This window comes from Bradyrhizobium denitrificans (genome assembly GCF_013179005.1).
In the GTDB taxonomy this organism is placed as follows: Bacteria; Pseudomonadota; Alphaproteobacteria; order Rhizobiales; family Xanthobacteraceae; genus Bradyrhizobium; species Bradyrhizobium denitrificans.
The window spans coordinates 63,540-78,340 of record NZ_JABFDP010000011.1 but is presented as its reverse complement, the minus strand read 5'-3'; the positions used below and the strand labels follow the sequence as shown (position 1 = coordinate 78,340).

Genomic DNA, 14,801 nt, shown 5'->3' with positions numbered 1-14,801 from the left:
CTAGATCGGCAGCCATCGCAGCGCTCTCACGAATTTCCGGACCCTCGCTCCGAATATGATCGGCTCGAAATGCTGGCCGGCCGCAGCCTTCGCGATCTCTCCCATCGTCGGATAAGGCAGCATCAGATCGCTGATGGCCTTCATCGTCATCCGCCGCTGGACAGCCAGACACCACAGGCTGATCATCTCGCCGGCCGCCGGCGCCAGGATCGAGGCGCCGAGGATGCGGCCACCACGTCCTGTGACCACCTTGATGGCACCATCCGTCCGATGCTCTGCCACCGCCCGGTCATTCTTCTCGAGACGCACGAACTGGACCGCGACGTCACCATCCATTTCCTTTCTTGCTCGCGCTTGGGTCAACCCGACATGAGAAAGCTCCGGATCGCTGAACGTGACCCACGGCAAGGCATCATAGTTCACCTTGGCCGGGAGGCGGAAAGCCAGGTTGCGAACCACGACGCCTGCCTGATGGCCGGCAACGTGGGTGAAACGCGGTCCATCGATGACGTCGCCGAGCGCAAAGATATGGCGTTGGCTGGTTCTCAGCCGGCGATCGACGGCGATGCCCTTTCGATCATATGACACGCCGGCAGCTTCGAGCCCGAGGCCATCGACCACCGGTGCGCGTCCCGCAGCAACAAATACTTGCGAGCCCGTGATCGTCTGTCGAGCTCCGCCGAGATCAAGGCTGACGGCAACGCCGTCCTTGCGGTGATCCACCGCAATCAGATCGGCTCCCTCGACCAGGGTGATGCCGTCCTGCTGCATTCGATCGCGCAGCATCGCAACCAGCTCCGGCTCGTCGTTGACGAGCATGCTGGCGCGATCGATGACCGTGACCTGACAGCCAAGCCGCCGATGCGCGACGGCCATCTCGATGCCGATCGGGCCGGCGCCGATGATCACGAGATGATCCGGCCGTTCGCGCAACTGAAAGATCGAGTCGTTGGTGAGAACCTTGCCTGCATCGAGCCCCGGAATAGCTGGAATGAAGGCCTTTGACCCCGTGGCAATCACGAACCATCTTGCAGTGATGTGCCGCTGTCCGGCCCTGACGGTGCGCGCGTCCACAAACTGCGCCGTATCCGCGATGACGGTGACGCCCAGGGCCTCGAAGCGCTCGGCGGAATCATGCGGTGCGATCGCATCGATCACGGCCTGAACACCGTCCTTCACGCCAGCGAAGTCGATTGGGCTACTCGTGAGCTCCGAACGCCCTGGAGATCGGAGCGTCTCACGCTGGTGCGCGGCCTTGGCAGCCGAGAGGAGCGCCTTCGAGGGCACACAACCCGTGTTCAGACATTCCCCGCCCATCCTGGCGCGTTCGATCAGCACCGTGCGCAGCCCAAGCCGTGCCGTCCCCGCGGCGACCGACAATCCGGCCGCACCGGCGCCGATCACACAGACATCGCAAGTGCTGTGTCCCGCCATTCAATCCTCCCTGTCCGGCCGAGGCTTGGACCGGGCTGCTATCCATTGCCGGTAGATCGATGGCGTCAGCACCAGAAGACCCAATGCGGTCAGGGCCGCGATCACACCCGACGAAACCAGATCCTTGGGATTGCTGATCTCGCCAATCTGTCGGCCGATATTGGCGTACACGACGGTCGCAGGAGCCATGCCGATCAATGTCGCCACGACGAACTGCCGCAACCTCACGTCAAACAGCGCCGCAACGAGATTGACCAGGAAGAATGGAAAGAGTGGGACTAGGCGCATGAACATCAGATAGCCAAATGCGTTATCGTCCATGTTCGCCGCGATCCTCGCATGGAGCGGACCCGCCTTGCGGCGCAGGGTCTCTCCGAAGGCGCTACGCGCCAGCAGGAAGACGATGGTGGCTCCGATCGTCGCCGATATCAGGACGAGGGCGGCGCCGCCCCAGGTGCCGAACAGGAAGCCACCGAGCATGCTGAGCATGGCCGCGACCGGCAGCGCGAACGCGGCCACGGCGATATACACCAGCCCGAAGACCAGTGGTGCCAGCACCGGGTGCGCGCTTGCGACGGCTTTCAAAGTCTCCCGCCTGCTCAGCAGGTGGTCCGTTGTCAATGCATCCGTGAAACCTCCGACGTGCAGAGCTATTGCGAGCGCAGCGAAGGCGGCAACAAGCAGGTAGGCCGTCCGCCGGCGCATCAGAAACACATCCCCGACCGGTCACGGCCACGTCGCCGGCGCCAGCGCTGCCAATCCGGCTCGCCATCAACATCCGCCAGCATCGGCGCGAGGCCCGCCTGGCTGCCGAGACCCGCCAGGCTGTCGGCGAGCGCGTGCTCCGTCGACCATCGCACCTTCCTGAACAGACGTGGCGCCCCGAACCCGCCGCGGCTTCCGACCAGCCAGAACCCGCCATCCTCAGCGGGTCCGAACACCACCTTCTTATGCTTCAGGATCGCAAAGGCCGTCGCCAGATGACGGGTCTGGATCTCCGGAATGTCGGATCCGATCAGAATGTTCGGACCGGGTCCAAGATCCAGCAACCGCTGCATGCGAGCGCCGAGGTCGCCGCCCCCCTGGCCAACGCGCGGTAGGCTTGCTGGCCAGAAGCTCGCGTTCACGGCGCAATCCGGACTGACCGCAAGAACGGTGGTCCACCTGCCGTCGGACGCAACGCGGCGCAACACCGAGGCCGTGACGGTCCGATAGAACCGTGCAGCCTCGATGCTACCGATGCGGGCGGCAAGACGAGTCTTGACGCCGCCGGCCACCGGCGCCTTGACCATCACGTAGACCGTCGGGTTGGACCAGCGATCAGCCATACAGCCTCGCGATCATTCGGGGCGGCACGCCGGCCATGTAGAGACCAAGGCAGCAGCCATTGCGCAGGACACGGTGCGCATAGCCGTTTCGGCGATAGCGATCCGCGCTCGTCACCGCAGCGATCGGGAGCGTCTCGATGCTTGACGGGCCGATACGACGGACGATGTCGACGTCCTCCATCAGCGGCAGCTCACGGTAACCACCGATGTCGTCGTAGAACGCGCGCGACAGCAGAAGCCCTTGATCACCGTAGGGCAGGCCGAACATTCGGACCCGAACGGCCACGATCCTTTCCAGCAGGCGCGCGAACCCGGATGGATCATCGAGCTCAAACCGGAACGCAGCTGCCCGCCTCTGCCCCGATGTCCGGTCGATGAAGGCTCGCGCTGTCGCAGCCCACCCGTCCGACAGTCGCGTGTCCGCATGCAGGAACAGCAGCCACTCTGCCCTCGCCTGTGCTGCGCCCCGCAGCAGTTGGTGGCCGCGTCCCGCTGGACCCGTCACCACGCGACATCCGGCGCTCGTCGCGAGGTCAATGGTCGCATCGCGCGACCCGCCATCGGAGACGATCACCTCCTGCACCAGCCGATGACTGGATGGTGCGATCCGCGCGAGGGTCGCTGCGAGCCCGTTCGCGGCATTCAGCGTCGGTATCACAACGCTGATCATGACGGTCGCCCAACCGGCCGCAGCAGATCGCCGATGGCGACCACCCGATCCGCATATTCGGCTGCGAGGTCATGCTGGTGCAAACTGCAGAGCACGGCCAGTCCATCGTCATGGGCGATCGACCGCATGATGCCGAGAACATCCCTTGCGGAGCGCGGGTCGAGGCTCGCAACGGGCTCGTCAGCGAGCAGAACCTTGCTCCCCTGAACCAGGGCTCGGGCGATGGCGACGCGTTGCTGTTGACCACCGGAGAGGCAGTCGGCGCGCGTCTGCGAGCGATCGCGAAGACCCACGCGCGCAAGCGCGTGCTCTGCTGCGCGCAAGTCACCGCGTTCGTAGCGGCCGGACAAAATTCTCCAGAGCGGTACGGAGGCGAGCCGTCCTGCCAGGGCGTTCTCGAGCGCCGACCGGCGTTGCACAAGATTGAATTGCTGGAAGACAAAGCCGATATCGCGCCGCGCCGATGCCAGCGCCCCGTTGCGGAGCTCATGCATGGCATGTCCTGCCAGCCAGATCTGACCGCGATCCGCATCCAGCGAGCGTGTCATGCAACGCAGCAAGGTGGTCTTGCCGGCGCCGCTGGGACCCAGAAGGGCGACGAACTCTCCCGGGGCGACGTCGAGCGACAGGCCCCGGAACACGGGCCGCGCATCGTAGGCTTTGGCGAGGTCCTGCACGCGAATGCCGGCCGTCACGACAGTCGTCTCCGGATCACGGCACCGGCGCGATCGATGGCGGTCACCATCGCCAGGATCACGAGAATGATGGCGAACACCCGGGGAAAGTCCAGGAGGTCGATGTTGTTCTTCAGCTCCTGTCCGATGCCCCCGGCACCCACGATGCCGAGCACGGTCGAGGACCTGACGTTGAACTCCCAGATATACAGCAGACCAGAGATCATGGCCGGCAGAACATCCGGCAGCAGCGCAAAGACAATGATCTTCGCCTTTGACGCGCCGGTGAGAGATGCGGCCTCGACCGGCCCCGGAGCGGCATCCTCGATCGTCTCCGACCAGAGTTTGGCGATCGATCCAGCCGAATGGATGCCGATGCCCAGGACCCCTGCGAAGGGGCCAAGGCCCACGGCTGCGACGAAGAGCAGCGCAAAGACGAAGCTGTCGATGCCGCGCAGACCGTTGAGAACGGTCCGGGCCGCGAGATAGGTGAGATCATGCGAGGTGTTGCGGGCTGCGAGGACGCAGAGCGGAAGCGCGATCAGGGCGCCGAGCGAGGTCCCAAGCGTCGCCATGGCCAGCGTCTCGGCCGCCCGGGTCAACAGAGTCTGCAGGTCGGAGAAGTCAGGCGGCCAGGATCGAGCCGCCCAGGAGGCCAGACGCGGCAATCCCCGCACCAGCCGCTGCAGATCCACTTCCGCGAAGTGGAAGCAGAACCATCCACCGGCGACCAGCAAGAGCAGGACCAGGCCTGGCCGCAATCTTGGCCGCAACCACGTTCGGCCGCCCGAATACAGCTCGCCTGCGGCAGCCGAACGGTCGTCGACCCGGTCCGACACGTCAGTTCGTCACTTTCAGCTTGCCGACGGCAACGCCTGCGTCCCGGATCAACTGATAGGTGGCAGCCGTCGCGGGCACCCAGCCAGTATAGTGCGGTGGCATGATCGTCTTCGCCTGCTGCTCAGATATGGATCCGAGCACGGTCTTGAGCTTGGCAACAATGGATTGATCGAGGTCCTTGCGCACCACCATGGGATCGTTGGGAAGCGGCTCCGACGTCCAGACGATCTTGACGTCCTCACGTTTGATCAATCCGCGCTCGATCATGCTGTTGAGGTTGCGGTCGTAGTCCGTCGCCAGATCGACCTGCCCGCTGGACACGGCCATCTCATTGGCGGGATGCGAGGCGCCGTCCCGATATTTGAAGTAGGTTCTTGGATCGATGTGCTGCGACTTGAACCAGTAGGACGGGATCAGCCAGCCGGAGGTGGATCCTACGTCGGCGAAGGATATCGACAGTCCCTTCGCATCTTCGGGAAACGTCTTGATCTCGAGCTGCGGCCGCGCGACGATGATGGCGTGATAGGTCGGCTGTCCGTCGTATTTGACGGTCGCGACGGCCTGCGCGCCGCCCTCATTGTTGGCGAGGACGTACCCCCACGGCCCCATCCATGCGATATCGGCTTGGCCGTTCGCGAGGGCCGTCGAGATGCCGGCCCAGTCGTTGGTCACGACCAGCTCGTAGTCTGATCCAAGCTGCTCGGCCAGGTATTTGAAGAAGGGGTCATAGGCCTTCCTGGTATCCCCCGGGGTCGGCTGAAAAGGACCGACGGCAAAGCGCAGCTTCTCCGCGGCGTGCCCCACGGTCGCCGGCAACGACATGACCAGGGCGACCAGCAGCCCGAGAATCGCAATTTTTTGGCGCTTGCCGCAATCGACCGTCATCAGAACCTCACGAGAATTGAACTGCCTCTCGCGTGTGGTTCGCTTGCTTGCTCCAAAGGGTTACAGCAACCACGACATTTTTCGGACGACCGCAGGGTGACGGCTCTTGCCGCGGCCCGGAGCACCGTCCCTCAGGGCTGCGGCCGGCGACCTGTAACCTTTTCGACGGCTCCATCGAATTGCAGCGTGGGAACTGAGGGATAGTGACGAATGGATGCTCCACTCCTGCTGTTTGGCGGCCCGTACTCGAACCTGCAGGCGACCGAAGCCGTGCTGGCGGAAGCTCGGCGGAGACATATTCCACCTCACCGCATCGTCTGCACGGGAGACGTCGTCGCCTATGGCGGCGATCCGAAGGCCTGTGTCGACCTGATCCGCCGATCCGGCATCCAAATCGTCATGGGAAACTGCGAGGAGCAATTGGCGGCCGATGCCGACGATTGCGGCTGCGGCTTTGCCCCGGGCAGCGAGTGCGACCGCCTGTCAGCTGCCTGGTTTACCTTCGCCCGGTCCGAGCTCGACGCCGACGACCGCGCCTGGATGGCAACGCTGCCGCGCAGCCTGCCGGTCGAGATTGCCGGTCTTCGGTTGGTCGCGGTGCATGGCAGTCTCGGCGAAATCAGCCGGTTCGTATTCGCCTCCACGCCGACGCGGATCAAGGCCTTGGACGTCACCCTTGCGGGTGCCGACGGCATCATCGGTGGCCATTGCGGGCTTCCGTTTACCCAGAGCATCGGCGACGGGCTTTGGCACAATCCTGGGGTGGTCGGCATGCCCGCCAATGATGGCACCCCGCGAGTCTGGTACAGCGTCATCGAGCCGGGTCCCGAGCCGCGCTCAATCGCGATCGAGCACAACGCCCTCGAGTACGATCACGAAGCCGCCGCTAGCGCGATGCGCCGGGCGGGACTTCCGGAAGGCTACACAAACGCCCTATCGTCAGGGCTCTGGCCGAATTGCGACGTCCTGCCTCCGAGCGAGGCCAAGCTTAAAGGACGCTCCTTGTCGCAGCGGACGCTCCACTGGAGCAAGAGCAGATCCTGCCAGGAGTGGCCCGCGGCGGCTCAACAGGCCACGGCTCCGACCGACAAATTCAAGGATCCTTGCATCACGGCCCAGGGCGACCGGCGCGCAACGGTGAGCCTGACTGCGCTGGAGACGTTGTGGATCAACACCGGCACACTCTGCAACCTGTCGTGCAGCAGCTGCTACATCGAATCGACGCCGCGCAACGACCGCCTCTCCTACATCACGGCAAGCGAGGTGCGGTGTTTTCTCGACGAGATCGAACGCGACCGCCTGCCGACCCGGCTGGTCGGCTTCACCGGCGGCGAGCCGTTCATGAATCCGGAATTGCCGGAGATGCTCGACGACGTGCTGGCAAGGGGCTTCGAAGCCCTGGTTCTGACCAATGCCATGAAGCCGATGCGCCGGTACGAGCGCGCGCTCCTCGACCTCAAGGCGAAGTTCGGCAGACGCCTGACATTGAGAGTCTCGCTGGACCACTACACGCAAAGCCTGCACGAGCTCGAACGCGGTCCCAATACCTGGCAACCAGCCCTGGACGGCTTGAGCTGGCTGTTCGACAACGGCTTCAGGACACATGTGGCTGGGAGACGTTACTCGGGCGAAGCCGACGCCATCGTGCGGGCAGGCTATGCCCGCCAGCTCGCCGCCTACGACATCGATGCGCAAGACCCCGGCGAGCTCGTCATCTTTCCCGAGATGGACGCAACGGCTGACGTGCCCGAGATTACAGAGGCCTGCTGGGGCGTTCTTAGCAAATCTCCGGCCGACGTCATGTGCGCGACGTCGCGCATGGTCGTGAAGCGAAGAGACGCATCGCGTCCGGCCGTCGTCGCCTGCACCTTGCTGCCCTACGACCCGCAGTTCGAGCTTGGCGCCTCCCTCGCCGAGGCCTCGGGCCAGGTCAGCCTCAATCATCCCCATTGCGCGAAATTCTGCGTGCTGGGTGATGCGAGCTGCAGCGCGAAATAGCGGGCCGGCGTCCAACGGAGTAAGGCTCAACGACCCATGGCGAAAAAACTATCGCGCCGATCTCGGCTCACTCACCCGCTCGCCCTGGCAGCCATGTTCGGTGGCAGCCTGCTGGTGGGACTCTGGCTGATGCTCGGCGCTCTCGGCAGCATGCGCGCGGCGGCAGCCATCGGAGGGCCCTTCCATCTCGAGGATCAGCAAGGCATCTCCGTAACCGAGGCCGCGCTGAAAGGGCGTCCAACGATACTGTTCTTCGGATTCACGCATTGCCCCGACATCTGTCCGACGACGCTGTTCGAGATTTCCGAGATGCTCCGCGCCTTGGGTCCGGACGCGGATCGGCTCAACACCTGGTTCGTTTCGGTGGATCCCGAGCGCGACACCCGGGCCGTCATGGCTGAATATCTGACCGGCTTCGATCCGCACATCAGAGGATTGACGGGGACTCCTGACGAACTGAAGTCCCTGCTTCAAGGCTACAAGGTCTACGCCAGGAAAGTTCCCCTCGCAGCGGGCGACTATACCGTCGACCACACGGCATCCGTCTATCTGATGAACCGTGAGGGCACCTTCGTGTCTTCGTTCAATCTGAAGCGTCCGCTGCAAGCCGCGGTCGCGGACCTCAGACGATTCTTTTGACGCGCGTACGTAACGTTCGGCTCTGCCGAAACGTAGACCATTAGGGACACTTTGCGACTCGCGGCCGATCATTGGCGTGCGGCAGAGTTCGTCCCGGCATCTTGCAAACGAGGCATCTCCATGAGACTTTTTCTGAAATCGTCATTGGTCGCGGCTCTCCTGGCGACGGGTCTGGCGCTGGCGCCGACTGCCAAAAGCCTGGCCGCTTCCCCCTCAAGATGAGCTTCGTCACGCACGCGGCCTTCTTTTCCGCCGAGACCAAGCAGGCCAAGCCTCTCGATCCTCAGGTCTTCGTGAAGGATGCAGCTGCGCCGGAGGCCACCGGTCCGCAGGGCATCAAGCACGTCGCCGGCGTTCGTCCGCCATTCATCGAGCAGGACGCCAAGACCTCGCCGCTGTTCAATGCCGAAGGCAAGCCCCTCGGCTTCGACCTGCAGACCTGGCTGTCTCCCACCGGCACGGTGTCGATCACTGAAAAGGACGGAAAACTCGTCCTCGACGCAACGTTCAAGGGCCTCAAACCGAACGGCAGCTACAGCCTGTTCGAGAACCACTTCGATAAGACGCCGATTACGTTCACGGCCATGGATGGCGCCGGCAAGACCAACAGCTTCACCGCCGGCTCCGACGGATCCGCCAGCGTCTCAGTCGTCATTCCCGAGCTCCCGACGCACGCCAACGCAGTCCTCATGGTCTACAACAGCGAGGGCCAGACGCATGGATTGGAGCGTGGCCGCATTGGTATCGACGCGCATCATCAGCTGATCGCCCGACCGGAATAGGCTTGCCGGTTGGATTTAAAGCCGTCGCGGTTGTTCGCCCAGCACGCGACGGCGGGCTTCACCTCACTTGGACACCCTTCCAGAATGCGATACGGCCCGCAATCGACCGCGCCGCCGGCTTTGGATCGGCGTAGTACCACGCCGCTCCCGGGTTGGACTGACCGTCAACGACGACGTCATAGTATTGCGCCGTTCCCTTCCATGGGCACGTCGACCGGCGATCGCTGGACGCCAGGAATTCGCGCCTCACATGCTCGGGAGGAAAATAATGATTTCCTTCGACCACTTCAGTCTGATCGGATTCCGCGATCACTTGTCCATTCCAGATCGCCTTGACCATTCCTCGTCTCCGCACGCTGCTGAGCTTCGATACAATCCGAAGGTTAGCTTGGACGCGCTAAAAACGCCACCTTGTGGCCAGTCTTGGCGACGACAGTCGACTGCCCCCTCCGCAAACACGCTCGATCATACCAGCGATAAGATCATGATCCGATCTCGATCCCCGGCCCCTCCTCCTCATTACGCATGGACAAGCCGCCGTGTGTTGCTCCACGCTATGACACCGCTCTTGCCATATCTCCTGACGCGGAATTCGGCCCTTGCCGCATCGGCAGATCCGCCATCCTTCCAATCCGGCAGATTCCAGTTCACGCTCCTGAGCCCGGCACAAGAGCTGCCCTCGCTCCGCCTCTTCGGCCTACGGGGAAGACCGATCAATCTCGCTGATCTCCGCGGCAAACCGATTCTGCTGAACTTCTGGGCGAGCTGGTGCGCAGCCTGCCGCACCGAATTGCCGGTCCTCGATCGTCTGCACCAGAGGGGGGACGTCGAGGTCGTCACCGTCGCACTCGATCGTGGCGGCCGCGAAGTCGTCAGCCGCTTCGTCGACGGACTGAAGCTGAAGGGGCTCCCGATTTACCTGGATCCCAACGGCTATGTTGCCAGCCTGGACCGCGACAATCCGAGGAATGCACCTTTCCTCGTCTACGGAATGCCCATCACCTATCTCGTTGCTCGTTCAGGCCGGATCGTCGGCTATATGCCGGGAGCTGCAGATTGGCTCGCTCCCGAGGCACAGCCGCTGATCGACCACCTGCGCAATTCCTGACGAGATTGCGGACGATCCGGCGTGAACCCGAGCAAGCACGAGATACGATCGCGATCACGATATTCAAGACCGTCCGGTTGGATCGTCAACGCGCAGTGCCCGGCGACCTGGACGAGAACAGACCACCCGATGTCGGAGTATTGCAATGCCACGAATCAAGATCGCCGCGCGGTATGCCCTCTCGGATGGGATCCCGGCCAGGTCCTTCTACGTAGCCCTTGTCGTCGGCACGATCCTTAACCTGATCAATCAGGGCGACGCTATCATCAGCAACCTATCACTGAACTGGAGCAAATTGATGTTGACTTACGCTGTTCCTTATGCAGTGAGCACTTATGGGGCCGTATCATATCGGATGGCGAGAGAAGATCATTAGAAGCCGAATTTCTTGCACTTATCGTCTCTCCTACTGAATGGCGCAAGCGACCGCTTCGAGATCACGAACGATGTTTTGACTTCAAGAATGCTCGATCGCTCGACATGAAATTGGTGGCCATTCTGATAGCAAGCCTTGGCAGCTTCACTCTCCGACTTGTTTGACTCCCGGAAAGGCAATTGCGCATAGGCCAAAGATCGCGGTCAACCGCCAACGGCATCGGCTTTGCTACGGCGCGGTTCAGTTGTTTCGAGCGTTTGCTTCCCCTTCGCAGCCCAGAGCGTCCGCGCCCTTTCGCCCTCATCGCTTTGGAGCTTGTCGGCCATCCAGAGCAGTGCGCCGTAGATAGTGGCGCGATCATCACTGGTCAGCTCCACGACGCGAGCCTTGACGACGGGGCCGCCGAGTTCGATGAGATGCCGCGTGCGCTTGCGGCGGTCGACCTGCCACGAGCGCATGTCATGCCGCGCCCTTGCGGCCTGATGCTGGTTGCGCGTCGCTCGGTTGCGCTGCAGCGCCCGCCATGTTGCGATCAGTTGCTGGCGCAGTTCGCCGCGCCCGGCCTTGAAAAAACGCGGCCCCGCGTTTGGCCCATGCCTCCCTCTTCCCGGCCTCTTTCGTTTCGACTAGCACGGTCAGCGCGCCGGCCAGTTCTTCAACGGTGAGAGCGTCGGCTCCGATCGCGATAACCAGTTCGCCGAGCTGGCGCACTTTGCGAGTTTTCAGCCCGCGTACCTTGTCGTCGAGCGCTTTCAAGTCCGCATCAAAGTCCCTGGGTTTGCGCATGGTCGCCTCCATCTTGTCGATGGAGAAATGATAGTCGAGTGCCGAGCACAATGCTGTAAGGTCGTCAGGACGCGCTGAGACGGCGTAGTCCCTCCCGAGATTTTTTCGAGGGAGGGCGCGCTTATACGTCGTTCCGACGTGCGCTTCGCTGTGCCAGTGATTGGATCGCGATGGCGATCTATCATCTTCACGTCAAAGTCATTGGCCGGAAGGCCGGGAGTAGTGCGGTGGCTGCGGCGGCCTACCGCTCGGGCTCGCGGCTGCGCGACGAGCGGCTCGGCCGGGAGCAGGATTTTTCCGCCAAACGCGGTGTCGTCCATTCCGAGGTAATCCTGCCGGAGAACGCGCCACAGGCGTGGAGCGATCGGGAGCGGCTTTGGAATGCTGTCGAAGCGTCCGAAGTCCGGAAAGATGCGCAGCTTGCCCGCGAGGTCGAATTCGCCCTTCCGCGCGAGATGAGTGAGGCGCACGGCATCGAGCTGGCCCGGGACTTCGTACGGGGAGAGTTCGTGGGTCTCGGCATGATCGCCGACCTCAATGTGCACTGGGACAGGGCCGAGGACGGCATGCCGAAGCCCCATGCCCATGTCATGCTGACGATGCGCGCGGTCGACGAGAACGGATTTGGCCAGAAGGTGCGGGACTGGAACCGCACCGAGTTGGTCGAGCGCTGGCGTGAACGCTGGGCCGAGCTTGCCAACGAGCGGCTGGCCGAGCTCGACATCGACGCGCGGATCGACCATCGCAGTCTGGAAGCCCAGGGCATCGCGCTGGAGCCGCAGAGCCAGATCGGCGCACCCGCGAAACGCATCGAGGTTCGGGGCTTCGCAGGCGAAGGTGGTGAGGCGGACCGCGCCGAGATGCACCGCGAGATCGCACGCAACAATGGCGCGCGGATCATCGCCGATCCCTCGCTTGGACTGGACGCCATCACACGGCAGCAATCGACCTTCACACGCCGAGACCTAGCAAAGTTCGCGCATCGGCATAGTGACGGGCTCGACCAGTTCAATGCGGTCATGGGCGCGATGCAGGGAGCGCCGGATCTGGTCGAACTGGGCAAAGACTCCCGCGGCGAGGATCGATTCACAACGCGTGCGATGATCGAGGCGGAACAGCGCCTGCACCGTGCCGCTGAATTGTTAGCGGACCGGGAGAGCCATGAGGTCCGTAACGCGGCTCGCCAAGGCGCTGTGATGCGAGCGGAAGCGCGCGGCCTGGTCCTGTCGTCCGAGCAGGCCGCGGCGCTGGCGCGAGTCACAAAGGCAGACGGTCTTAGCGTCGTGGTCGGCCATGCCGGGACGGGAAAGAGCGCGATGCTGGGGGTGGCGCGCGAGGCCTGGGAAGCGGCAGGCTTCGAGGTCCGGGGCGTGGCGCTGTCCGGCATTGCCGCGGAAAACCTCGAAGGCGGATCGGGCATTGTGTCCCGCACCATCTCCAGCCTGGAGCATAGATGGGAGCAAGGCCGTGATCTGCTCAAATCGAGCGATGTGCTCGTCATCGACGAGGCGGGCATGGTCGGCACGCGCCAGCTCGAGCGCGTGCTGTCGCATGCTGCTGGAGCTGGCGCAAAGGTGGTCCTGGTCGGCGATCCGCAACAACTGCAGGCCATCGAGGCGGGCGCAGCGTTCCGCTCGATCTATGAGCGTCACGGCGGGGCGGAAATCGGGGAGGTGCGCCGTCAGCACCAGGACTGGCAGCGCGACGCCACGCGCGATCTGGCGACCGGCAAAGTGGCCCAAGCGCTCGGAGCCTACCGGACCCAGGGCATGGTGCATGAGGCCGAGAGTCGCGAACAAGCGCGCGGCGATCTGATCGAGCGCTGGGACCGCGACCGGCAGGCCTCGCCCGATCGCAGCCGGATCATTCTCACCCACACCAATGACGAAGTTCGGGAGCTCAACGAGGCGGCACGCGCGCGGATGCGGGCCGCCGGCGATCTGGGGCATGAGGCGCGTGTGACGGTCGAGCGCGGCGCGAGAACCTTCGCCAGCGGAGATCGCGTCATGTTCCTGCAGAACGAGCGCGGGCTTGGCGTGAAGAACGGCACGCTCGGTACCATCGAGCAGGTCAGCGCACAATCCATGACCGTGCAGACCGACGATGGCCGATCCGTGCGTTTCGACCTCAAGGATTACGACCGGATTGACCATGGCTATGCGGCGACGATCCACAAGGCACAGGGCATGACGGTCGACCGCGCCCATGTGCTGGCGACGCCCGGCATGGATGCCCACAGCAGCTATGTCGCCCTGTCGCGGCACCGCGACGGGGTGGAGCTAAATTATGGTCGCGACGATTTTGCCAATGCGGACCGGCTCACCGGCGCCCTGTCGCGCGATCGCGCCAAGGATATGGCCTCGGATTACGATCGGGCTGATCCGGTCCAGAGCTATGCCGAGCGGCGCGGGATCACGTTCCGCGAGTGCGTGGCCGAGATCGTGCGCAAGATCGTGCCGGAAAAGCTGCGCGAGATGTTCGACGGCCTGCGCTCGCACGCAGATGCCCCCGGGCCGGATGGCGGACGCAAGCCGGAGCAGGCATCGCCGGAAAGGGAAGCGGGCAGCAGAGTAGCCGACCGGCGTGGAGCCGACGTGCCGGCAAGGAACGTGGCGCAAGATCCCGAAGCGGAAGCGCGTCGCGTCCGGACCCGGGCGCTCGTGCGCCATGCCCGCGCCGTGGATGCGATCTTCGCTGCGCAAGAGACGAGCGGCGGGGTCAACCCTGCGCAACTTAAAGAGCTGCAGACGGCTCGCCAGGCGTTCGAAGAGGTGCGGCCTTATGGCTCGCACGATGCCGAAGCCGCCTACAGGAAGAACCCGGAACTGGCACGCGAAGCGGCTGGCGGCCAAGTCAGCCGCGCGGTCCGCGCGCTCCAGCTCGAGACTGAACTGCGCACCGATCCGAGCCGCCGCGCCGATCGCTTCGTGGAGCGCTGGCAGAAGCTCGGCCAGACCAGCCAGCGCCAGTATCAGGCCGGTGACATGTCCGGCTACAGGGCCACGCGCTCGGCGATGGGCGACATGGCCAAAAGCCTCGAACGCGATCCACAGCTGGAATCCATCCTCGCCAGCCGCAAGAACGACCTTGGCATCGCGTTCGAATCAGGTCGCCGGCTCGGCCAGGAGCTGGCCTTCACTCACGGCATCGATCTCGGCAGAGGCCGGAGCATCGGAATTTGACCCATCCTTTTTGCCCCCGGCTCTACTCCACGCTTGGCGACGTGCTAAATCCTCTTGTCCACCTGCAACTGTTGGCCTGTCTACTCTCAGAAGGCGTCA

At 63.7% G+C, this 14,801-nt stretch carries 16 protein-coding genes; 6 read left to right on the top strand and 10 right to left on the bottom strand.

Features of this window, described 5'->3' with window-relative positions; genetic code table 11:
• From HL671_RS13640 to HL671_RS13610, 7 genes are read right to left on the bottom strand one after another with little or no spacing between them, the layout of a single operon-like run.
• Positions 1 to 1,434, bottom strand: a complete 1,434-nt coding sequence (locus HL671_RS13640) for a dihydrolipoyl dehydrogenase family protein (protein ID WP_172236686.1) — start codon at positions 1,432 to 1,434, stop codon at positions 1 to 3.
• Positions 1,435 to 2,139 carry a TVP38/TMEM64 family protein gene (locus HL671_RS13635; RefSeq protein ID WP_172236685.1) on the bottom strand — a complete coding sequence of 235 codons (705 nt, stop codon included), beginning with the start codon at positions 2,137 to 2,139 and terminating at the stop codon, positions 1,435 to 1,437. It lies immediately after the preceding gene.
• Complete coding sequence (locus HL671_RS13630) at positions 2,139 to 2,762, bottom strand: TIGR04282 family arsenosugar biosynthesis glycosyltransferase (RefSeq protein ID WP_172236684.1); 624 nt, start codon at positions 2,760 to 2,762, stop codon at positions 2,139 to 2,141. The genes HL671_RS13635 and HL671_RS13630 overlap by 1 nt, the downstream gene beginning before the upstream one ends.
• The gene (locus HL671_RS13625) at positions 2,755 to 3,432 is read right to left on the bottom strand and encodes a TIGR04283 family arsenosugar biosynthesis glycosyltransferase (RefSeq protein WP_172236683.1); all 678 of its coding nucleotides are present in this window, start codon (positions 3,430 to 3,432) and stop codon (positions 2,755 to 2,757) included. Before HL671_RS13625 ends, HL671_RS13630 begins: the two co-directional genes overlap by 8 nt.
• On the bottom strand, positions 3,429 to 4,127 hold the full coding sequence (locus HL671_RS13620; protein ID WP_172236682.1) for a phosphonate ABC transporter ATP-binding protein: 699 nt from the start codon (positions 4,125 to 4,127) through the stop codon (positions 3,429 to 3,431). The genes HL671_RS13625 and HL671_RS13620 overlap by 4 nt, the downstream gene beginning before the upstream one ends.
• The gene (gene phnE, locus HL671_RS13615) at positions 4,124 to 4,945 is read right to left on the bottom strand and encodes a phosphonate ABC transporter, permease protein PhnE (RefSeq protein ID WP_172236681.1); all 822 of its coding nucleotides are present in this window, start codon (positions 4,943 to 4,945) and stop codon (positions 4,124 to 4,126) included. Before phnE ends, HL671_RS13620 begins: the two co-directional genes overlap by 4 nt.
• A gap of 1 nt (position 4,946) precedes the next feature.
• Positions 4,947 to 5,831, bottom strand: a complete 885-nt coding sequence (locus HL671_RS13610) for a phosphate/phosphite/phosphonate ABC transporter substrate-binding protein (RefSeq protein ID WP_172236680.1) — start codon at positions 5,829 to 5,831, stop codon at positions 4,947 to 4,949.
• Between the two features lie 210 nt (positions 5,832 to 6,041).
• On the opposite strand from HL671_RS13610, the gene HL671_RS13605 reads away from it, so the two are divergent.
• From HL671_RS13605 to HL671_RS13595, 3 genes are all read left to right on the top strand, one after another.
• Positions 6,042 to 7,829 (top strand): radical SAM protein, encoded by a 1,788-nt coding sequence (locus HL671_RS13605; RefSeq protein ID WP_172236679.1) that lies wholly within the window; start codon positions 6,042 to 6,044, stop codon positions 7,827 to 7,829.
• 36 nt (positions 7,830 to 7,865) lie between these two features.
• On the top strand, positions 7,866 to 8,468 hold the full coding sequence (locus tag HL671_RS13600; protein ID WP_172236678.1) for an SCO family protein: 603 nt from the start codon (positions 7,866 to 7,868) through the stop codon (positions 8,466 to 8,468).
• A 218-nt stretch (positions 8,469 to 8,686) separates the two neighbouring features.
• A complete protein-coding gene (locus HL671_RS13595; protein ID WP_246579665.1) occupies positions 8,687 to 9,250 on the top strand; it encodes a hypothetical protein in 564 nt (187 codons plus the stop codon).
• 58 nt (positions 9,251 to 9,308) lie between these two features.
• On the opposite strand, the gene HL671_RS13590 is transcribed toward HL671_RS13595, so the two are convergent.
• On the bottom strand, positions 9,309 to 9,590 hold the full coding sequence (locus HL671_RS13590) for a DUF427 domain-containing protein (RefSeq protein ID WP_172236677.1): 282 nt from the start codon (positions 9,588 to 9,590) through the stop codon (positions 9,309 to 9,311).
• A gap of 228 nt (positions 9,591 to 9,818) precedes the next feature.
• On the opposite strand from HL671_RS13590, the gene HL671_RS13585 reads away from it, so the two are divergent.
• Both HL671_RS13585 and nrtS read left to right on the top strand, forming a co-directional pair.
• Positions 9,819 to 10,358 (top strand): TlpA family protein disulfide reductase, encoded by a 540-nt coding sequence (locus HL671_RS13585; RefSeq protein ID WP_172236676.1) that lies wholly within the window; start codon positions 9,819 to 9,821, stop codon positions 10,356 to 10,358.
• A 145-nt stretch (positions 10,359 to 10,503) separates the two neighbouring features.
• Positions 10,504 to 10,734, top strand: a complete 231-nt coding sequence (gene nrtS / locus HL671_RS13580; protein WP_172236675.1) for a nitrate/nitrite transporter NrtS — start codon at positions 10,504 to 10,506, stop codon at positions 10,732 to 10,734.
• Positions 10,735 to 10,937: 203 nt separating this feature from the next.
• On the opposite strand, the gene HL671_RS13575 is transcribed toward nrtS, so the two are convergent.
• Together HL671_RS13575 and HL671_RS13570 are read right to left on the bottom strand one after the other, a co-directional pair.
• A complete protein-coding gene (locus HL671_RS13575; protein WP_172236674.1) occupies positions 10,938 to 11,192 on the bottom strand; it encodes a conjugal transfer protein TraD in 255 nt (84 codons plus the stop codon).
• A gap of 1 nt (position 11,193) precedes the next feature.
• The gene (locus HL671_RS13570; protein ID WP_172236673.1) at positions 11,194 to 11,520 is read right to left on the bottom strand and encodes a conjugal transfer protein TraD; all 327 of its coding nucleotides are present in this window, start codon (positions 11,518 to 11,520) and stop codon (positions 11,194 to 11,196) included.
• Between the two features lie 170 nt (positions 11,521 to 11,690).
• Between HL671_RS13570 and traA the strand changes: the two genes are divergently transcribed.
• On the top strand, positions 11,691 to 14,702 hold the full coding sequence (gene traA, locus HL671_RS13565) for a Ti-type conjugative transfer relaxase TraA (RefSeq protein ID WP_172236672.1): 3,012 nt from the start codon (positions 11,691 to 11,693) through the stop codon (positions 14,700 to 14,702).
• The last annotated feature ends 99 nt before the right edge of the window (positions 14,703 to 14,801 follow it).

Excerpts from the sequence above, each read along its gene's own strand:
- traA (WP_172236672.1), top strand. The coding sequence starts at position 11,691 with ATGGCGATCTATCATCTTCACGTCAAAGTCATTGGCCGGAAGGCCGGG.
- HL671_RS13590 (WP_172236677.1), bottom strand. The coding sequence starts at position 9,590 with ATGGTCAAGGCGATCTGGAATGGACAAGTGATCGCGGAATCCGATCAG.
- HL671_RS13600 (WP_172236678.1), top strand. The coding sequence starts at position 7,866 with ATGGCGAAAAAACTATCGCGCCGATCTCGGCTCACTCACCCGCTCGCC.
- HL671_RS13575 (WP_172236674.1), bottom strand. The coding sequence starts at position 11,192 with ATGCGCTCGTGGCAGGTCGACCGCCGCAAGCGCACGCGGCATCTCATC.
- HL671_RS13625 (WP_172236683.1), bottom strand. The coding sequence starts at position 3,432 with ATGATCAGCGTTGTGATACCGACGCTGAATGCCGCGAACGGGCTCGCA.
- HL671_RS13595 (WP_246579665.1), top strand. The coding sequence starts at position 8,687 with ATGAGCTTCGTCACGCACGCGGCCTTCTTTTCCGCCGAGACCAAGCAG.
- nrtS (WP_172236675.1), top strand. The coding sequence starts at position 10,504 with ATGCCACGAATCAAGATCGCCGCGCGGTATGCCCTCTCGGATGGGATC.
- HL671_RS13630 (WP_172236684.1), bottom strand. The coding sequence starts at position 2,762 with ATGGCTGATCGCTGGTCCAACCCGACGGTCTACGTGATGGTCAAGGCG.
- HL671_RS13640 (WP_172236686.1), bottom strand. The coding sequence starts at position 1,434 with ATGGCGGGACACAGCACTTGCGATGTCTGTGTGATCGGCGCCGGTGCG.
- HL671_RS13570 (WP_172236673.1), bottom strand. The coding sequence starts at position 11,520 with ATGCGCAAACCCAGGGACTTTGATGCGGACTTGAAAGCGCTCGACGAC.
- HL671_RS13610 (WP_172236680.1), bottom strand. The coding sequence starts at position 5,831 with ATGACGGTCGATTGCGGCAAGCGCCAAAAAATTGCGATTCTCGGGCTG.
- HL671_RS13605 (WP_172236679.1), top strand. The coding sequence starts at position 6,042 with ATGGATGCTCCACTCCTGCTGTTTGGCGGCCCGTACTCGAACCTGCAG.
- HL671_RS13635 (WP_172236685.1), bottom strand. The coding sequence starts at position 2,139 with ATGCGCCGGCGGACGGCCTACCTGCTTGTTGCCGCCTTCGCTGCGCTC.